Below are 16,705 nucleotides of genomic sequence, written 5' to 3'. Positions count from 1 at the left end.
CCGCCGGTCATCAGTTGTGGCTGTGCAGGATCTCGTTCAACCCGCCCCACACCGCGTTGTTCGGCCGGGCCTCGACCGTGCCGGTGACCGAGTTGCGGCGGAAGAGGATGTTGGACGCGCCGGACAGTTCGCGGGCCTTGACGATCTGGCCGTCGGGCATCGTGATGCGGGTGCCGGCGGTGACGTACAGGCCCGCCTCGACGACGCACTCGTCGCCCAGCGCGATGCCGACGCCCGCCTCGGCGCCGATCAGGCACCGCTCGCCGATGCTGATGATCACGTTGCCGCCGCCGGACAGCGTGCCCATCGTCGACGCGCCGCCGCCGATGTCGGAGCCGTCGCCGACCACGACGCCCGCGGAGATGCGGCCTTCGACCATGGAGGTGCCGAGGGTGCCGGCGTTGAAGTTGACGAAGCCCTCGTGCATGACCGTCGTGCCCTCGGAGAGGTGCGCGCCGAGGCGGACGCGGTCGGCGTCGGCGATGCGGACGCCCTTCGGCGCCACGTAGTCCGTCATGCGCGGGAACTTGTCGATCGAGGTCACCTGGAGGTGCAGGCCCTCGGCGCGGGCGTTCAGCCGGACCGTCTCGACGTCGTCGACGGCGACCGGGCCGAGCGAGGTCCAGGCCACGTTGGCGAGGAAGCCGAACTGGCCCTCCAGGCTCAGGCCGTGCGGCTTGACCAGGCGGTGGGAGAGCAGGTGCAGGCGCAGGTAGACGTCGTGCGCGTCGATCGGCTTCTCGTCGATCGAGGCGATGACCGTGCGGACCGCGACGACCTCGACGCCCCGGCGGGCGTCCGGACCGATCGCCTTCGCGGCACCTTCGCCGAGCAGCTCCACGGCCCGCTCGGCGGACAGCCGCTCGCTGCCGGAGGGGCCGGGCTCGGCGACGAGCTCGGGCGCGGGGAACCAGGTGTCGAGAACGGTGCCGTCGGCGGCGATCGTGGCGAGGCCGGCGGCCACGGCGCCGGTGGTGCGAGGAGCAGTCGTGTCGGTCATGAGGGCAACCTAACCGGCGGGGGCGCGTCGGGGCGAACTCGGGCACGGGGCGTCTCAGGGTGCGAGCCGTGGAGTGGGGTGGAGTGCAGGGGAGGGGAGTGCAGGGGAGTGCAGGAGTGCAGGGGGGTGGGCACGCCCGTGCCAGGGCCCGTCCGCCGCGCTACGGACGGGCCGGCGCACCCTCCCCCGTGTGCGCCGGGCCCTCCGCCCCCGGTCAGGGCCGGTCGCCGGCCTTGTCCACCACCGCCTTCGCCACCTGCGCGTTGCCGCCGACCACTTCGCCGTCGTCGATCACGCGCTCGCCGACGACCTCGAAGGTCACGGGGTCGAGCAGCCATTCGTCGGCGTGCTTCTCGCCTTCGCGGCCGGGCTCGGGGAACCTGACGGCGACGGCCTGGCGGCCCGCCTCGTCCTCGACCAGGTGGTCGACCAGCTCGCCGCCCGGCATCGTGGCCAGCGCGCGGTACAGACCCGCGAGACCCTTGGGCGGCTGCACATCGGCGTCGAGCAGGACCGAGAGCTCGGTGTAGTCGTTCCCCGCCTGGGTCAGGCTCTTGTCGTCGACGAGAGCGTTCTCCTCGCGCAGCGCCTTGAGCGTGCCCTCGCCGTCGGCCGGCAGGGTGGACAGGAAGCGGTACATCTGGCGGGGCGAACGGTCGTCGTACTCGTCGGCGAGGCCTTCGAGGTTCAGCTCGGTCGTCTCGAGTTCGCCCGGGTCCTCGGCCCCGGGCCTGGGGTAGGAAGCGAGCTTCGCACCGTCGTAGCGGAGCCACGTCTCCAGCTCGAAGTCCGCGTCGTCGTCCCCCTCCTGCGTCACCTTGGCGTAGATCCACTGGTCGGGCCGCGGTTCGGTGACCGGCGGCTGTCCTTCCACCGTCCGCGCCGCGTACTCAAGGAACTCGCGTGCGCTCATCCCCTTGAGATCGAGGCTCGGCGTGACGGCGGGGGTCACCTCCCGCCCTGCCTCGTGCCCCTGAGCCAGCAGCGTCGCGGTGACGACGACCGCCGTCACGGCGACGAAGGCCGCGGCGATCACCAGCCGGCGCCGTCCCCACGTCGCCGGGCGCCTCTTCCCCGTCCGTGCCGCCTCGACCAGCCGGTCCCGCCCCGGCGCCAGTCGCGCCCGGTCGGCGACGGGGGCATCGGCGCGCAGTTCCCGCACCCAGGTCATCTCGTCCACCGTCACGCCACCTCCGCCGCGTCGCTCACGAATGCCGGATCGGCGCCCAGCGCCGTACGTACCTTGCGCCGGGCTCGGTTGAGCCGGGAGCGGACCGTCCCCACCGGGAGGTCCAGTGCCTCGGCGACCTCCTGATAGGTGAGGTCGGCCCAGGCCACGAGGAGCAGCACATGCCGGTCGCCCACCGAGAGGGAGGCGAGGGCGTCGGCGAGCGGGCCCTGCGCGGCGACTGCGCTGTCGGTGTCCTCCACCCAGGAGACGGCCACCGGGTCGTGCCCGGTGCGGGCCAGCGCCCTGAGCGCCCGCACCTCGGCTCGGCGCTGCTTGCCGATGAGGTTGGCGGCGATGCCGTAGAGCCAGGGGCGCGCGCTGGGGCGGGTGCGGTCGTAGCGGGCGCGGATGCGGAAGGCGGTCAGGAAGGTGTCGGCCGTGATGTCGTCCGCGGCCACCTCCCCGAGCCGCCGCGCCGCGTACCGGTGGATGTCGGGCGCGTACCGGTCGTAGAGCCGGGCGAACAGCTCGGGCCGGTCCAGTGATCCGGCGACCACTTCGGCATCGTTCGCCACGCCTTCCGCATGCGGCGGCGGTCCGCTCACAAGGCCTCCCCCTGTTGTGTCGTATGGAGCGTGTCACCTCCTGTTCCCCGCACGGCGGAAAAGAGTTCACGGCAGGTCAGAGGCCGTGTCTCGCACGGCACTTCAGGGAATGACCCGGCGCAGCACATCGCGGGCGTACGCCTCGTCGTACGGCGCCTCCGTCAGCAGTACCTGCAGGCAGATGCCGTCCATCAGCGCCACCAGGGCCCGCGCGGTGACCGGGTCCGTGCGGTGGGACAGGCGCTCGGCGAGGTCGCTCGCCCACTCGGCGGCGACCGGACGCAGGGCGGGGCGGCGCAGGGCCGCGAGGTAGAGCTCGTACTCCAGCTCCACGCCGGTGCGGTCGCCCGCGAGCCACTCGCCCATCCAGCCGGCCAGTTCGGCGGCCAGGTCGGTTTCCGGGTCCTGAAGGCCGCCGCGCGAGGCGATCACCTTGGCGAAGCCCTCGTTCGCCTGGCGCAGCGCGGCGACCAGGAGGTCGTCGAGGGTCTTGAAGTGGTACGTCGTCGAGCCGAGCGGCACATCCGCCTCGGCGGCGACGGTGCGATGGCTCAGCCCTGCGATGCCCTTCTGCCCGACGACCCGGATCCCGGCGTCGATGATCCGCTGACGTCGCTCGGGGTCGTAGCGCCGGGCCATCAGTGCGCACCGCCCAGGTTCAGCACGACCACGCCGACGATGATCAGCGCGATGCCGGCGGCCTTGGTGACCGTCATCCCCTCCCCCATGAACAGGATCCCGATGGTGGCGATGGCGGCGGTGCCGACGCCGGCCCAGATCGCGTAGGCCGTGCCCACCGAAACGGTCTTCAGCGTCTGGGCGAGCAGCGTGAAGGAGAGCAGGTAACCGAGGGCGGTCAGCAGCGAAGGCAAGAGCCGGCTGAAGCCCTCGCTGTACTTCATGGCGGTCGTGGCGGCCACCTCGGCCGCTATGGCTCCGGCGAGCAGCAGGTATCCCATGCGTACGAGCGTACACAACGATACGTACAGCCGTACGCATCGCCTCGCGCGAAGGGTTACGGCCGTACACGTCGCCTTGCACGAACGGCTACGGCCGCACACGTCGCCTCGCGCGACCAGCTACGGCCGCACACATCACCTCGCACGAACAGCTACGGCCGCTGCGCCTCGAAGCGTTCGCGGGACTCCTCGATGTGCCCGATGTAGCGGTGGGTCCAGTCGCACATGCCGTCGATGGTCACCCGCAGGGCCTGGCCCGGCTCGGTGAGGGTGTAGTCGACGCGCGGCGGCACCGTGGGGTAGACGGTGCGCTCGATCAGGCCGTTGCGCTCCAGCATGCGCAGGTTCTGGGTGAGCATCTTGTGGCTGATGCCGTCGACCTCACCGCGCACCTCGCTGAAGCGCAGGGTGCGGTCCCCGATGGTCTCGATGATCAGCAGAGCCCACTTGTTGGCGATGTCCGTGAAGATCTCCCGGGCCAGGGAGTCCGCGCGCGTCACGTCCGCCTGGTCGATCGAGCCGCTGAACTGCTTGGTACCCATGAGGTTCCCCAGTCACTGAAAAGTGCGTTCTTCCATGTCAGCCCACACTCTCCTACGGTTCCTGAGTAACCACAAGTGACTACGGCGCCCGGAGCTCCGGCTCGTGCGCAAGGAGGCGGACAGCATGGCCATCACCCTCATGAACCCGACCGGACTGGTGGAGGTCGGCGCCTACCAGCAGGTGGCGATCGCCCGCGGCTCGAAGCTGGTCTTCGTCGCCGGGCAGGTCTCCTGGGACGCGGACGGCGTCAACGTCGGGGTGGACGACCTCGCCGCCCAGGTCGAGCAGAGCTACCTCAACGTCGGCACCGCCCTGGCCGCGGCCGGCGCCTCCTTCGACGACGTGGCGAAGCTGAACGTCCACGTCGTCGACTGGACTCCCGACAAGATGCCCCAGCTCATGGAGGGGATCACCCGGGCAGCCACCAAGCTGGGCGTCACCGCCGCACCGCCGGCCACGCTGCTGGGCGTCGCGGCCCTGGACGTGCCCGAGCACCTGGTCGAGATCGAGGCCACCGCGGTCCTCGACTGACCCGTCAGCAGGTACGGCGGCGGTAGCCGGCCTCCCCTTCGGATACGACGTCGAGGTCGCGCAGCACCACCGACAGTTCCTCGCCCCACCCCTTGCAGGCGGCGGCGAGGCCGTCCGCGCGGTACTCGATGACGAAGACCCGGTCGTCGTAGGCATCCGCGTAGGCGTCGCACTCGTCGTACTGGCCGCACTCCTCGGCGACCGCGAAGTCGAAGCCGAGGTCGCGTCCCTGGCGCGCCAGGGACGCGGCGTTCTTCTGGCCGATCGCCAGACCGGCGGCGTGCGCCCGGGCGGCGAGCAGCTTGCCGAAGGCCACGTTGTCATCGGCGGTCAGCAGCCCGTCGGAACGCTCGTGGGAATCGAGGTTGTCGGCCTCGATCGCCTGGTATCCGGCCGCCGCGCAGCCGTCGAACCACTTCCCCACGATCCCGGCGAGCCGCTCGCGCTTGGCGGCGGTCGAGATGTCCAGCAGGGCCTCGTCCCAGTCCTGGTCGACGACCAGGCTGCCGTCGTCGTCACGCAGGAGCAGGTCGGGGTGGCGGGCCTGCCACCACTCCTCGGCGTCCGGCTGGGCCTGGAAGGTGTTGACGTAACAGATGTTGTACACGCCGGGCGCGGGCTTCGCGGTGCGGTCGCGGGAGACCGCTTCCACGCCGCGCGGCGGCGGGTAGGCACCGCCGATCTGGTAGTCGAAGCCGAGGCCGGGCTCGGGCAGCACCACCTTCCCCTGGCCGCCCGGGCCCGCGGTGGAGCGGTCCGGTGCGGCGCCGTCCTCGCCGTCGGACGCCGTGCATCCGCCGACGGCGATGACGAGCGCCCCGCACACGGCCGCGACCGCCGGCGCTCGGCGAAGGGCACGGGGGAGGCGGTGGACCATGATCCGGGGGCTCCTGTCGGTACGTGCACTACGGTGCTGCCCGGCCATGATGCCCTGCTCGGCGCCGGGAGTTCACCCGCCTCCGTCCCGCGGCGACCTGCGCACACTCCCCAGGCTCAGCCGGTGTGCTCGGCACACAGGCACCCCACGCCCCGCTCGATCCACTCCCGTCCGGCCCACTCCGGATGCCGCTCGATCAGCAGCGCCCGGACCTCGGCGACGATCTCGTCCTCGCCCATCGCGGAGTCCCGCCGGCGCCAGGTCTCGTCGCGCAACTCGCGCAGATAGTCACGGACGTCGGCGATCACCTGCGGACCGCCGACGTCGCCGTGGCCGGGGACCACCACCCGGGGTTCACCGGCGGCCAGCCGCTCCATCACCGCCAGCCAGCGCACGCCGGACACATCCGTGTCGTAGGGCGGGAACCACGGGAAGATGGCGAACTGCCCGGTCTCGGCCAGGTCCCCGGTGAACAGCACCCCGGCGTCCGGCACTTCGACCACCTGGTCCCCCTTCGTGTGGCCCCGGCCGGTCGCCCGCAGCCGCACGATCCGGCCGCCGAGGTCCAGGTCGTGGCCGCCGTCGTGGACCACGTCGGGGGTGGGCGGCCGGACGCCTTCGAGCCGGTGGGCGATCGCCCCGCCGAAGCCGCGGAACATCTCCAGGTAGCCCGGCCCCTTGGTCCTGAGGTCGTCCGCCTGTGCGCGGTTGACCAGGTAGGTGGCCTCGCCGGCGAAGACATGGGCGCCGAAGGCGTGCTCGGGGTGGAAGTGGGTGGTGGTCAGATACAGTCGGCGGCCCTTCGCCACCTCGGCGGCGAAGGCGAGGACCTGCTCGGCGTTGGCGGTGCCGATTCCCGTCTCGACGACGAGCACGGCACGGGTACCGCCGATGATGCCGATGTTGGGCACCAGCGGGACCCGTTGGTTCGGGATCACCAGCAGGTCGGGGGCGATCTCCCGGGCGCCGGCCGTCCGTACGGCGGGGTCGGGCAGGGGAACGTCGGTCGGTACGGCGGGGTCCGCCATGGGCGCGTGGGACATGGGTTTGTCAGCCATGTTCCGAGTCCACCTCCGAGGTGCCGCGGCCGTCCAAGACCCATACGGTGACCTCGATACCGGACGGGTATCGTCGCTGTTCATGGAGCTGCGCACCCTGCGCTATTTCGTGGCCGTCGCCGAGGAACTGCACTTCGGCCGGGCCGCCGCCCGCCTGCACATGAGCCAGCCGCCGCTGAGCCGGGCGATCAAGCAGCTGGAGTCCGACGTCGGCGCCACCCTGTTGCACCGCTCCCCCGCCGGCGTCACCCTCACCCCGGCCGGAGCGGCGTTGCTGGACGAGGCGCGTGCCCTGCTCGACCAGGCCGACCGGGTGCGTGTGCGCGTGGCGACGGCGGCCGGCGCCAGGACCCTCACCGTCGGTTTCCTGGGCGACAGCACCGACCGGGGCGCGACCCGGCTGGCCGCCGCCTACCGCGGGCGCCATCCCGGTGTGGAGGTCCGCATCCGCGAGAGCGACCTGACGGATCCGACCTGCGGACTGCGCGCCGGTCTCGTCGATGTCGCCCTGACCCGTGGGCCGTTCGACGAAACCGGCCTGACGGTGCAGGAGTTGCGCGCCGACCCGGTGGGCGCCGTGCTGCGCGCCGACGATCCGCTGGCCGGCCGCGACCGGCTGACGCCGGCCGACCTCGCCGGCCGGCGCTGGTTCCGGTTCCCGCCCGGCACCGACCCGCTGTGGCAGGCGTACTGGAACGGCGGTGAGCGGCGCGAGGGTCCCGTGGTGCGCGGCGTCCAGGAGTGTGTGCAGGCCGTTCTCTGGAACGGCACGGTCGGGATGGCACCGCTCGGGCACGAGATGCCCGAGGAGCTGGCCGTCGTACCGATGGCGGACATGGCGCCGAGTCGCGTGCTGGCGGTGTGGCAGGAGGGCGACACGAACCCGCTGATCAGGTCGCTCGCGGCAATCGCGACGGCCGCGTACCGCGACTGACGGCCGGGCACTGTGCCCGCTCACGCCCCGAACTGCGCCGCGACCGGGCCGGGTTCGCTCATCCGTGCCAGCCGGTCGAGGACCCGCCGCTTGGTGTGGGCGGCGCGGCGCTGCGCCGCGACCCGGCGGTAGCGGAGCAGTTCGGCCGGGTCGGGGCCGACGGCTCCGCTGAGCTCATAGCCGTGGCGCACCAGTCGCTTACCCAACGCGGCGTCGCGCAGCCGTATCTGATCGGGCGTCAGTCGCAGTTCGCCAGCTGCCCGCGCGCGAGGCGTCCAGGCGCCGTGGGTGCGTCGGTGCGTCGGTGCCTCGGTGCGTCGGTGCCTCGGTGCCTCGGTGCCTCGGTGCCTCGGTGCGTCGGTGCGTCGGTGCCAGGCTTGCGGGCGGATGAGGCGGGACTGGGGGCGCGCTGAGAAATCGATGTGGATACGGCTCGTTCCAAACAGCTGCTCCCGGACCACAGGGTCCACTAGTGTTTTACCGTTCACATACCGGTCCTTCACAGCCGCGGCTGTCGTCTCGTGACGCCGCTGGAGGAACTCCGCATGCCTGAAAACAAGTCCCGGTCGTCTCAGGACCAACCCTGGGAGAACGGCTGGGCCCCGGACACCTCGCGGGCACCGGGGACGCGCCGCCTGTGGCTGGCGGGCGGGATGGCGATGGCGACGATCATCGCCTGCGTCACGGCGATAGCCGTATCGGAAAGGGACGCTGACGATGATTCAGCCGCAGCCGCGTCCCCCGTCGCGGACGCGACGGTACCCGGCCTGATCTCCTTCGCCACGCCGTCACAGACTCCCCCGACGGGCCGGAGCGGCCTGTCGACGCAGAAGTCGGCGACGAAGGCACCCGGCGAGCAGAACGCCACCAGGCCCAAGCCGGCGCCGGAGCCGTCCAAGTCGTCCTCCGGCGGGGCCGGTTCAGCGACGACGGCCGCGCCGAAGCCTCCGGCGACCACCACATGGCGGTCCATACGTGCGGTCAACTACCCCGACCGCTACTGGCACGTGCGCGACGGCTCTGTGGCCCTGGACCAGGTCCGCGGCTCCGAGTCCCGTCAGGACTCCACCTTCAAGCAGGTCAGGGGCCTGGCCAACAGTTCCTGCCACTCCTTCGCGACGCACGACGGGACGTACCTGCGCCACCGCGGCTTCGTCCTGCGCGCCGAACGCAACGACGGCTCGGCCCTGTTCGCCCAGGACGCCACGTTCTGCCCCCGCGGCTCCTCCCACTCCGGCGCCACCATGCTGGAGTCGGTCAACTACCCGGGCTACTTCCTCCGGCACAAGAACTTCGTCGTACGCCTCGAACGCTACGACTACAGCTCCCTCTACGTCGCGGACTCGTCGTTCCGGCTGGTGGACGGGCTCGCCTGAGACGGGGGCGCTGAGCGTACGAAAGCGGCGGCACCCGAAGGTACCGCCGCTCTCCCGCGAACGGGGTGTCTCAGACGTTGAACCCGAGCGCCCGAAGCTGCTCCCGGCCGTCGTCCGTGATCTTGTCCGGGCCCCACGGCGGCATCCAGACCCAGTTGATGCGCAGCTCGTTGACGAGGCCGTCCGTGGCGGACTTGGCCTGGTCCTCGATGACATCCGTCAGCGGGCAGGCCGCCGAGGTCAGGGTCATGTCGAGCGTCGCGATGTTCGCGTCGTCGATGTGGATGCCGTAGATCAGGCCGAGGTTGACGACGTCGATACCCAGCTCGGGGTCGACGACGTCGTACAGCGCCTCGCGGACCTCTTCCTCCGAGGCCGGCTTCATCTCAACGGTCTCGCTCATGCCGTCTTCCTTTCGGCGTCGGCTCCGCCCAGGGCCTGGGCCGTCGCGTCCTTCCACGCCATCCAGCTGAGGAGGGCGCACTTGACCCGTGCCGGGTACTTGGAGACGCCGGCGAACGCGACCGCGTCCTCCAGCACCTCCTCCATCTCGTCGTCGGGCTCGATCCTGCCCTTGGACTGCATCAGCTCCAGGAAGGTCTCCTGGATCTTCTGCGCGTCGGAGACGTCCTTGCCGACGAGGAGTTCGTTCAGTACGGACGCGCTCGCCTGGCTGATGGAACAGCCCTGGCCCTCGTACGAGACGTCCTCGATCTTCGTGCCGTCGTACTTCACGCGCAGGGTGATCTCATCGCCGCACGTCGGGTTGACGTGGTGCACCTCGGCGTCGCCATCCCGCAAGCCCCGCCCGTGCGGGTTCTTGTAGTGGTCCAGGATGACTTCCTGGTACATCGAATCCAGCTTCATGCGATCGCTCGTCCCGTCAGCCGAAGAAGTTCCGGACATGCTCCAGGCCGTCCACCAGAGCGTCGATCTCGGCCGGCGTGGAGTACAGATAGAACGACGCTCGCGTGGTCGCAGGAATTCCGTACCGCAGGCACACCGGGCGGGCGCAGTGGTGGCCGACCCGGACGGCGATGCCCTGCTCGTCGAGGACCTGGCCCACGTCGTGCGGGTGGATGTCGCCGAGCGTGAAGGAGATCGCGGCGCCCCGGTCCTCGGCCGTGGTCGGGCCGATGATCCTGAGGTCGGGGACCTCCGCGAACCGCTTCACCGCGTACTCGGTGAGCGCGTGCTCATGGGCGAGGATCTTGTCCATGCCGATCGAGTTGAGGTAGTCGATCGCCGCGCCGAGGCCGATCGCCTGGGAGATCGGGGGCGTGCCCGCCTCGAACTTGTGCGGGGCGGGAGCGTACGTCGACGAGTGCATCGACACCGTCTCGATCATCTCGCCGCCGCCGAGGAACGGGGGCAGGTCCTCCAGCAGCTCCTGGCGGCCCCAGAGGACGCCGATGCCGGTCGGGCCGCACATCTTGTGGCCGGTGAAGGCCACGAAGTCGGCCTGCAGCGACTGCACGTCCAGCGGCATGTGCGGCGCTGCCTGCGAGGCGTCGATGCAGACCAGCGCACCGACCTCCTGCGCGCGGCGCACTATCGCCTCGACCGGGTTGAGGGTGCCCAGGATGTTCGACACCAGCACGAAGGAGACGATCTTCGTCTTCTCCGTGATGATCTCGTTGATGTTGGACAGGTCGAGACGGCCGTCGTCGGTGAGGCCGAACCACTTCAGCTTCGCGCCCGTGCGCTGCGCGAGCAGCTGCCACGGCACGATGTTGGAGTGGTGCTCCATCTCCGTGATGACGATCTCGGTCTCGTGGTCCACCCGGTAGGGCTCGTCGGCCCAGCCGAGCATGTTGGCCACGAGGTTCAGCGACTCGGAGGCGTTCTTGGTGAAGATCACCTCGTTGCGGCTGGGCGCGTTGATGAACTCGGCGACCTTGTCGCGCGCACCCTCGTACAGCGCCGTGGCCTCCTCGGCGAGGACGTGCACGCCACGGTGGACGTTGGCGTTGTGCTGCTCGTAGTACTCGGAGAGCACGTCGAGCACCTGGCGCGGCGTCTGCGAGGTCGCCGCGTYGTCCAGGTACACGAGCTTCTTGTCGCCGTGGACGACGCGGTCCAGGATCGGGAAGTCCTTGCGGAGCGCCTCGGTGTCGAGGAGGCCCGGCAGCTGTGTCACGCGGATGCGCCACCCTTCGTGTAGGCCTCGTAGCCCTCGTTCTCCAGCTTGTCGGCGAGCTCGGCGCCGCCGGACTCGACGATGCGGCCGGCGGAGAAGACGTGGACGTAGTCGGGCTTGATGTAGCGCAGGATGCGCGTGTAGTGCGTGATCAGCAGGGTGCCGACCTCGCCGGTCTCACGGACCCGGTTCACGCCCTCGGAGACGACGCGCAGGGCGTCGACGTCCAGGCCGGAGTCGGTCTCGTCGAGGATCGCGACCTTCGGCTTGAGCAGCTCCAGCTGAAGGATCTCGTGGCGCTTCTTCTCACCGCCGGAGAAGCCCTCGTTCACATTGCGCTCGGCGAAGGACGGGTCCATGTTGAGGCGCTCCATGGCCTCCTTGACCTCCTTCACCCAGGTGCGCAGCTTGGGGGCCTCGCCGCGGATGGCGGTGGCGGAGGTGCGCAGGAAGTTGGAGACCGAGACGCCGGGGACCTCGACCGGGTACTGCATCGCCAGGAACAGGCCCGCGCGGGCGCGCTCGTCGACGGACATCTCCAGGACGTCCTCGCCGTCGAGGGTGACGGTGCCGCCGGTGATCGTGTACTTCGGGTGACCCGCCAGGGAGTAGGCGAGGGTCGACTTGCCCGAGCCGTTGGGGCCCATGATGGCGTGCGTCTCGCCCTGCTTCACGGTGAGGTCGACGCCCTTGAGGATCTCCTTCGTGGCGTTGTCGGCCTCGACGGTGACGTGCAGGTCTCGAATTTCAAGCGTTGCCATGGGTGCCTCAGGACTCCTGGGTGAGGGAGGCGCGTACGTCAACGAGGACGCTGCCCCCTTCGATCTTTACGGGGTATACGGGTACGGGGCGCGTCGCGGGTAGGCCGGACGGCTTACCGGTGCGGAGGTCGAAGCTGGAGCCGTGCAGCCAGCACTCGATCTGGCAGTCCTCCACCTCGCCCTCGGAGAGCGACACGTTCGCGTGGGAGCAGATGTCGTGGATCGCGAACACCTCACCCTCGGTCTGCACGACCGAGACCGGCGTGCCGTCGAGTTCCACCCGCTTCGGGGTGTCCTCCTCCAGCTCGCTCAGCCCACAGGCGCGTACGAAGGCCATCAGACCGTGGCCTCCAACTCGGTCTCGATCTTGGCGAGCAGACGCTCCTCGATGTCGTCGACACCGATCTGCTGGACCAGCTCGGCGAAGAAGCCGCGGACCACCAGGCGACGGGCCTCGTGGGCCGGGATGCCGCGGGCCATCAGGTAGAAGAGCTGCTCGTCGTCGAAACGGCCGGTGGCCGAGGCGTGCCCGGCGCCGACGATCTCGCCGGTCTCGATCTCCAGGTTCGGCACGGAGTCGACGCGGGCGCCGTCGGTCAGAACCAGGTTCCGGTTCATCTCGTAGGTGTCCGTGCCCTCGGCCTTGGCCTCGATCAGCACGTCGCCGATCCACACCGCGTGCGCGCTTTCGCCCTGGAGCGCGCCCTTGTAGGCGACGTTGGACTTGCAGTGCGGGGTGTTGTGGTCGACCAGGAGGCGGTGCTCCTGGTGCTGGCCGGCGTCCGTGAAGTAGAGGCCGAAGAGCTCGGCCTCGCCGCCGGTGCCGGCGTAGGCGACGCGCGGGTGCAGGCGTACGAGGTCGCCGCCGAAGGTGACCACGAACGACTTGAAGGTGGCGTCGCGGCCGATCAGCGCGTTGTGCTGGCCGACGTGCACGGCCTTGTCGTCCCAGTCCTGGACGGAGACGACGGTGAGCTTGGCGCCGTCGCCCAGGATGTAGTCGACGTTGGCGGCGAGCACCGCGTCACCGGTGTGGTCGATGACCACGACGGCCTCGGCGAAGGCTCCGAGCTCCACGACCTGGTGGCCGTAGGCGACCCCGCCCTCGCCGTGCACGGCGATACGGATCGGCTCGGTGAGGACCGTCTCCTTGGGGACGGTGATCACGCCGGCCTTCTCGAACGCCGAGTACGCCTGCGCGGCGACGCGGTCCACGGGCGTGCCCGCCTTGCCGAGGCGCGCGTCGTCACGGCCGACGGTCTCGACGGTGACGCCCTCGGGGGCCTCGACGGTGACCTGGAGGCCGTCGCCGGTCGCCACGGCGGTGCCGTCGTGCAGCCCGCGCAGGCGCTCCAGCGGGGTGAACCGCCACTCCTCCTCGCGGCCGTGCGGGACCGGGAAGTCCGCGACGTCGAAGGACGGGGGCGCGCTCATGCGCGTGGCGACGGTCGACTCGGCGGCCACCGCGATCTGGCCCGCGGTGGTGGACCCCACGGGGATGTTCTGAGCCTCAGCCATGGCTGTCGGTCTGCTCTCTTTCCTACGTCAGATTTCGCTAGCTGTTGTCCGAAAGGAGCGGGTCTTAACCGACCGCGCCTTCCATCTGCAGCTCGATCAGCCGGTTGAGCTCAAGGGCGTACTCCATGGGCAGCTCCTTCGCGATGGGCTCGACGAAGCCGCGCACGATCATGGCCATCGCCTCGAACTCGCTCAGACCACGGCTCATCAGGTAGAAGAGCTGGTCCTCGGAGACCTTGGAGACGGTCGCCTCGTGGCCCATGGACACGTCGTCCTCGCGGACGTCCACGTAGGGGTACGTGTCGGAGCGGGAGATGGTGTCGACGAGCAGCGCGTCGCACAGCACGTTGGACTTGGAGCCGTGAGCGCCCTCGCCGATCTCGACGAGACCGCGGTAGGACGTACGACCGCCGCCACGCGCCACCGACTTGGAGACGATGTTGGAGGAGGTGTTCGGCGCCATGTGGACCATCTTGGAGCCGGCGTCCTGGTGCTGCCCCTCGCCCGCGAAGGCGATGGACAGGGTCTCGCCCTTGGCGTGCTCGCCCATCAGGTAGACGGCCGGGTACTTCATCGTCACCTTGGAGCCGATGTTGCCGTCGATCCACTCCATGGTCGCGCCCTCGTAGGCGACGGCGCGCTTGGTGACCAGGTTGTAGACGTTGTTCGACCAGTTCTGGATGGTCGTGTAGCGGCAGCGGGCGTTCTTCTTGACGATGATCTCGACCACGGCGCTGTGCAGCGAGTCCGACTTGTAGATCGGGGCGGTGCAGCCCTCGACGTAGTGCACGTAGGCACCCTCGTCGACGATGATCAGCGTCCGCTCGAACTGGCCCATGTTCTCCGTGTTGATACGGAAGTAGGCCTGGAGCGGGATCTCGACCTGCACACCCTTGGGCACGTAGATGAACGAGCCGCCCGACCACACCGCGGAGTTCAGCGACGCGAACTTGTTGTCGCCGACCGGGATGACGGTGCCGAAGTACTCCTTGAAGAGCTCCGGGTGCTCCTTCAGCGCGGTGTCGGTGTCCAGGAAGATGACGCCCTGCTCCTCCAGGTCCTCACGGATCTGGTGGTAGACGACCTCCGACTCGTACTGGGCGGCGACACCGGCGACCAGGCGCTGCTTCTCCGCCTCCGGGATGCCCAGCTTGTCGTAGGTGTTCTTGATGTCCTCGGGCAGGTCCTCCCAGGACTCCGCCTGCTTCTCCGTGGAGCGTACGAAGTACTTGATGTTGTCGAAGTCGATGCCCGACAGGTCCGAGCCCCAGTTCGGCATGGGCTTCTTGTCGAACAGGCGCAGGCCCTTGAGGCGGAGCTTGGTCATCCAGTCCGGCTCGTTCTTCTTCGCGGAGATGTCGCGGACGACGTCCTCGCTCAGACCGCGCTTGGCAGAGGCGCCGGCCTCGTCGGAGTCCGCCCAGCCGTATTCGTACTTGCCCAGGCCGTCGAGCTCGGGGTGGGCAGTCTCCTCGATGGGGAGAGTCATGCGGGGTTCCTCCCGGCCGTGCTTGCAGATGCGTTATCGGTGGTGTGGGAAATCTTTGGGATGAACGTCGTGCAGACGCCGTCGCCGTGCGCAATGGTCGCCAGGCGCTGGACGTGCGTTCCGAGCAGCTCGGCGAAGATCTCCGTCTCCGCCTCGCACAGCTGGGGGAACTGCTCCGCGACATGCGCGACCGGGCAGTGGTGCTGGCAGAGCTGCTCGCCTTTTTGAGGGAGGGGTGCGCTGCGCGCCGTAGCAGCGTACCCGTCTGCGCTCAGGGCCTTGGCCAGGGCTTCCGTGCGCTGGTCGGGGGTGGCCGCCTCGATCGCCTTGCGGTAGGCGCTCGCCTGAGCGGCGATCCGGGCCCGGGCGAAGGCGGCGACCGCCTCGCTCCCGCCCTCACGCTCGGCGATCCACTTCATGGCGTCCGCGGCGAGCTTGTCGTACGACTGGTCGAAGGCGTCGCGGCCGCAGTCGGTGAGCGCGAAGACCTTGGCGGGACGGCCACGCGTGCGCGTGCCGTACACCCGCTGCTCCCGGGCCTCAACGACGTCATCGGCGACCAGCGCGTCCAGATGCCTGCGTACGGCGGCCTGGGTCAGTCCCAGCCGGCCCGCCAGCTCGGCGACGGTCGACGGGCCGTGGTCCAGGATGGATCGCGCGACGCGGTTGCGTGTCGAACGCTCACCGGTCGCGAGCTCCTCCTGAGGGGGCCCCGTGAGGGCCTCCCGAGCCTCGCCGACGTTTTTCACAACGCCATTGTTGCGTAATTCCTCAAAGCCAGGCAAGCCGCGCCCGGGTGCCACGATGGTGCCCTGCGTCACTTAGGCATACCTAATCTGACCTGCGGAAACGATCTTTGATCGATCAAATCGCTGGCTTCGTGGGGCTCCCTGCGGGACACTCCCGAAACATGTCGACACCCCCTCCGACCGGCCCTCTTGTCACTCGGGGCACCCTCGCGGCACAGTTGCGCGAGCTCGGCGTCCAAACCGGTGAAACCGTCCTCGCGCACTCCTCGCTCAGCTCGCTCGGCTGGGTCTGCGGAGGCCCCGTCGCGGTGGTCCAGGCACTGCTCGACGCCCTCGGCCCCGACGGCACCCTGGTGGTCCCCACCCAGACCGGCGACCTCTCGGATCCGGCGGTGTGGAGCAACCCGCCCGTGCCCGAGGAGTGGTGGGAGCCCATCCGGGCGACCATGCCCGCGTACGACCCGGCCGTCACGCCCACGCGCGGGGTCGGCGTGATCCCGGAGACCGTACGGACCTGGCCCGGCGCCCTGCGCAGCGCGCACCCGCAGACGTCCTTCGCCGCCGTCGGCCCACGCGCGGGCGAGATCGTCGCAGGCCACGCCCTCGACTGCCGGCTCGGTGAGCGCAGCCCGCTGGCCCGCCTCGAGGCGCTCCACGCGCGCGTGCTGCTGCTCGGCGCCGGTTACGACGCGTGCACCGGCTTCCATCTCGCCGAGTACCGGATACCTTCGCCGCTCGTGAAGGTCGGGCGGCCCGGGCCCGCGGGCTGGGAGGTGGTGACCGAGGTGTCGATCACCTCGGACCGGTTCGACGAACTGGGCCATGACTTCGAGCGGGACCGCACCGTCGTACGCGGGAAGGCGGGCGCGGCCGACGTACGGCTGTTCCCCCTGGCGGACGCGGTGGCGTACGCCGAGCGGTGGCTGGCGATACACCGGCCCCGCGGGGAACAGATGTGAACCCGGCCGTTCGGGTTACCGGCCGCGTACCTAGA

General features: G+C 70.0%; 21 protein-coding genes. 4 read left to right on the top strand and 17 right to left on the bottom strand.

Features of this window, described 5'->3' with window-relative positions; genetic code table 11:
* Positions 1-10 precede the first annotated feature (10 nt).
* The 6 genes from dapD to EAO75_RS21610 all read right to left on the bottom strand — a co-directional run bounded on the left by dapD (position 11) and on the right by EAO75_RS21610 (position 4,277).
* Positions 11-1,000 (bottom strand): 2,3,4,5-tetrahydropyridine-2,6-dicarboxylate N-succinyltransferase, encoded by a 990-nt coding sequence (dapD, locus tag EAO75_RS21635; protein ID WP_147996709.1) that lies wholly within the window; start codon positions 998-1,000, stop codon positions 11-13.
* Between the two features lie 214 nt (positions 1,001-1,214).
* Positions 1,215-2,186: a CU044_5270 family protein gene (locus EAO75_RS21630; RefSeq protein ID WP_147996708.1), complete on the bottom strand. Its 972-nt coding sequence runs from the start codon at positions 2,184-2,186 to the stop codon at positions 1,215-1,217.
* A complete protein-coding gene (locus EAO75_RS21625) occupies positions 2,183-2,776 on the bottom strand; it encodes an RNA polymerase sigma factor (RefSeq protein ID WP_147996707.1) in 594 nt (197 codons plus the stop codon). The genes EAO75_RS21630 and EAO75_RS21625 overlap by 4 nt, the downstream gene beginning before the upstream one ends.
* Positions 2,777-2,878: 102 nt before the next feature.
* Positions 2,879-3,415 carry a TetR/AcrR family transcriptional regulator gene (locus EAO75_RS21620; RefSeq protein WP_147996706.1) on the bottom strand — a complete coding sequence of 179 codons (537 nt, stop codon included), beginning with the start codon at positions 3,413-3,415 and terminating at the stop codon, positions 2,879-2,881.
* Positions 3,415-3,735 (bottom strand): DMT family transporter, encoded by a 321-nt coding sequence (locus tag EAO75_RS21615; RefSeq protein WP_147996705.1) that lies wholly within the window; start codon positions 3,733-3,735, stop codon positions 3,415-3,417. The genes EAO75_RS21620 and EAO75_RS21615 overlap by 1 nt, the downstream gene beginning before the upstream one ends.
* 152 nt (positions 3,736-3,887) lie before the next feature.
* The gene (locus tag EAO75_RS21610) at positions 3,888-4,277 is read right to left on the bottom strand and encodes a winged helix-turn-helix transcriptional regulator (RefSeq protein ID WP_147996704.1); all 390 of its coding nucleotides are present in this window, start codon (positions 4,275-4,277) and stop codon (positions 3,888-3,890) included.
* Positions 4,278-4,401: 124 nt separating this feature from the next.
* Here EAO75_RS21610 and EAO75_RS21605 point away from each other — a divergent pair, with 124 nt between their 5' ends.
* Positions 4,402-4,809: a RidA family protein gene (locus EAO75_RS21605; protein ID WP_147996703.1), complete on the top strand. Its 408-nt coding sequence runs from the start codon at positions 4,402-4,404 to the stop codon at positions 4,807-4,809.
* A 4-nt stretch (positions 4,810-4,813) separates the two neighbouring features.
* On the opposite strand, the gene EAO75_RS21600 is transcribed toward EAO75_RS21605, so the two are convergent.
* A complete protein-coding gene (locus tag EAO75_RS21600) occupies positions 4,814-5,686 on the bottom strand; it encodes an endo alpha-1,4 polygalactosaminidase (RefSeq protein ID WP_147996702.1) in 873 nt (290 codons plus the stop codon).
* A gap of 116 nt (positions 5,687-5,802) precedes the next feature.
* Positions 5,803-6,744 carry an MBL fold metallo-hydrolase gene (locus EAO75_RS21595; RefSeq protein ID WP_222723977.1) on the bottom strand — a complete coding sequence of 314 codons (942 nt, stop codon included), beginning with the start codon at positions 6,742-6,744 and terminating at the stop codon, positions 5,803-5,805.
* A gap of 82 nt (positions 6,745-6,826) precedes the next feature.
* Between EAO75_RS21595 and EAO75_RS21590 the strand changes: the two genes are divergently transcribed.
* Positions 6,827-7,678 carry a LysR substrate-binding domain-containing protein gene (locus tag EAO75_RS21590; protein WP_147996701.1) on the top strand — a complete coding sequence of 284 codons (852 nt, stop codon included), beginning with the start codon at positions 6,827-6,829 and terminating at the stop codon, positions 7,676-7,678.
* 20 nt (positions 7,679-7,698) lie between these two features.
* Here the strand turns inward: EAO75_RS21590 and EAO75_RS46005 are convergent, their stop codons facing one another.
* Positions 7,699-7,884, bottom strand: coding sequence for a hypothetical protein (locus EAO75_RS46005; RefSeq protein ID WP_187284534.1), 186 nt, complete (start codon positions 7,882-7,884; stop codon positions 7,699-7,701).
* A gap of 339 nt (positions 7,885-8,223) precedes the next feature.
* Between EAO75_RS46005 and EAO75_RS21580 the strand changes: the two genes are divergently transcribed.
* A complete protein-coding gene (locus EAO75_RS21580) occupies positions 8,224-9,054 on the top strand; it encodes an AbfB domain-containing protein (RefSeq protein ID WP_147996699.1) in 831 nt (276 codons plus the stop codon).
* 70 nt (positions 9,055-9,124) lie between these two features.
* Here EAO75_RS21580 and EAO75_RS21575 read toward each other — a convergent pair whose 3' ends face one another.
* The 8 genes from EAO75_RS21575 to EAO75_RS21540 form a co-directional block, all read right to left on the bottom strand.
* Positions 9,125-9,457: a metal-sulfur cluster assembly factor gene (locus EAO75_RS21575; protein WP_102911749.1), complete on the bottom strand. Its 333-nt coding sequence runs from the start codon at positions 9,455-9,457 to the stop codon at positions 9,125-9,127.
* Positions 9,454-9,921, bottom strand: a complete 468-nt coding sequence (gene sufU / locus EAO75_RS21570) for a Fe-S cluster assembly sulfur transfer protein SufU (protein WP_147996698.1) — start codon at positions 9,919-9,921, stop codon at positions 9,454-9,456. The genes EAO75_RS21575 and sufU overlap by 4 nt, the downstream gene beginning before the upstream one ends.
* A gap of 16 nt (positions 9,922-9,937) precedes the next feature.
* Positions 9,938-11,194 (bottom strand): cysteine desulfurase, encoded by a 1,257-nt coding sequence (locus tag EAO75_RS21565; RefSeq protein WP_147996697.1) that lies wholly within the window; start codon positions 11,192-11,194, stop codon positions 9,938-9,940.
* A complete protein-coding gene (gene sufC / locus EAO75_RS21560) occupies positions 11,191-11,955 on the bottom strand; it encodes a Fe-S cluster assembly ATPase SufC (protein ID WP_093907212.1) in 765 nt (254 codons plus the stop codon). Before sufC ends, EAO75_RS21565 begins: the two co-directional genes overlap by 4 nt.
* Before the next feature lie 7 nt (positions 11,956-11,962).
* Positions 11,963-12,292, bottom strand: a complete 330-nt coding sequence (locus EAO75_RS21555; protein WP_147996696.1) for a non-heme iron oxygenase ferredoxin subunit — start codon at positions 12,290-12,292, stop codon at positions 11,963-11,965.
* Positions 12,292-13,473 (bottom strand): Fe-S cluster assembly protein SufD, encoded by a 1,182-nt coding sequence (sufD, locus tag EAO75_RS21550; RefSeq protein ID WP_147996695.1) that lies wholly within the window; start codon positions 13,471-13,473, stop codon positions 12,292-12,294. The genes EAO75_RS21555 and sufD overlap by 1 nt, the downstream gene beginning before the upstream one ends.
* A 64-nt stretch (positions 13,474-13,537) precedes the next feature.
* Positions 13,538-14,962 (bottom strand): Fe-S cluster assembly protein SufB, encoded by a 1,425-nt coding sequence (gene sufB / locus EAO75_RS21545; protein ID WP_147996694.1) that lies wholly within the window; start codon positions 14,960-14,962, stop codon positions 13,538-13,540.
* Positions 14,959-15,711: a helix-turn-helix transcriptional regulator gene (locus EAO75_RS21540; protein WP_147996693.1), complete on the bottom strand. Its 753-nt coding sequence runs from the start codon at positions 15,709-15,711 to the stop codon at positions 14,959-14,961. Before EAO75_RS21540 ends, sufB begins: the two co-directional genes overlap by 4 nt.
* A 161-nt stretch (positions 15,712-15,872) precedes the next feature.
* Here EAO75_RS21540 and EAO75_RS21535 point away from each other — a divergent pair, with 161 nt between their 5' ends.
* Complete coding sequence (locus EAO75_RS21535; protein ID WP_147996692.1) at positions 15,873-16,670, top strand: aminoglycoside N(3)-acetyltransferase; 798 nt, start codon at positions 15,873-15,875, stop codon at positions 16,668-16,670.
* Positions 16,671-16,705 lie beyond the last annotated feature (35 nt).

It is taken from the genome of Streptomyces sp. UW30 (assembly GCF_008042075.1).
GTDB lineage: Bacteria > Actinomycetota > Actinomycetes > Streptomycetales > Streptomycetaceae > Streptomyces.
Note: the sequence above shows the minus strand (reverse complement) of the source record. Positions and strands in the feature narration are given on the sequence as shown.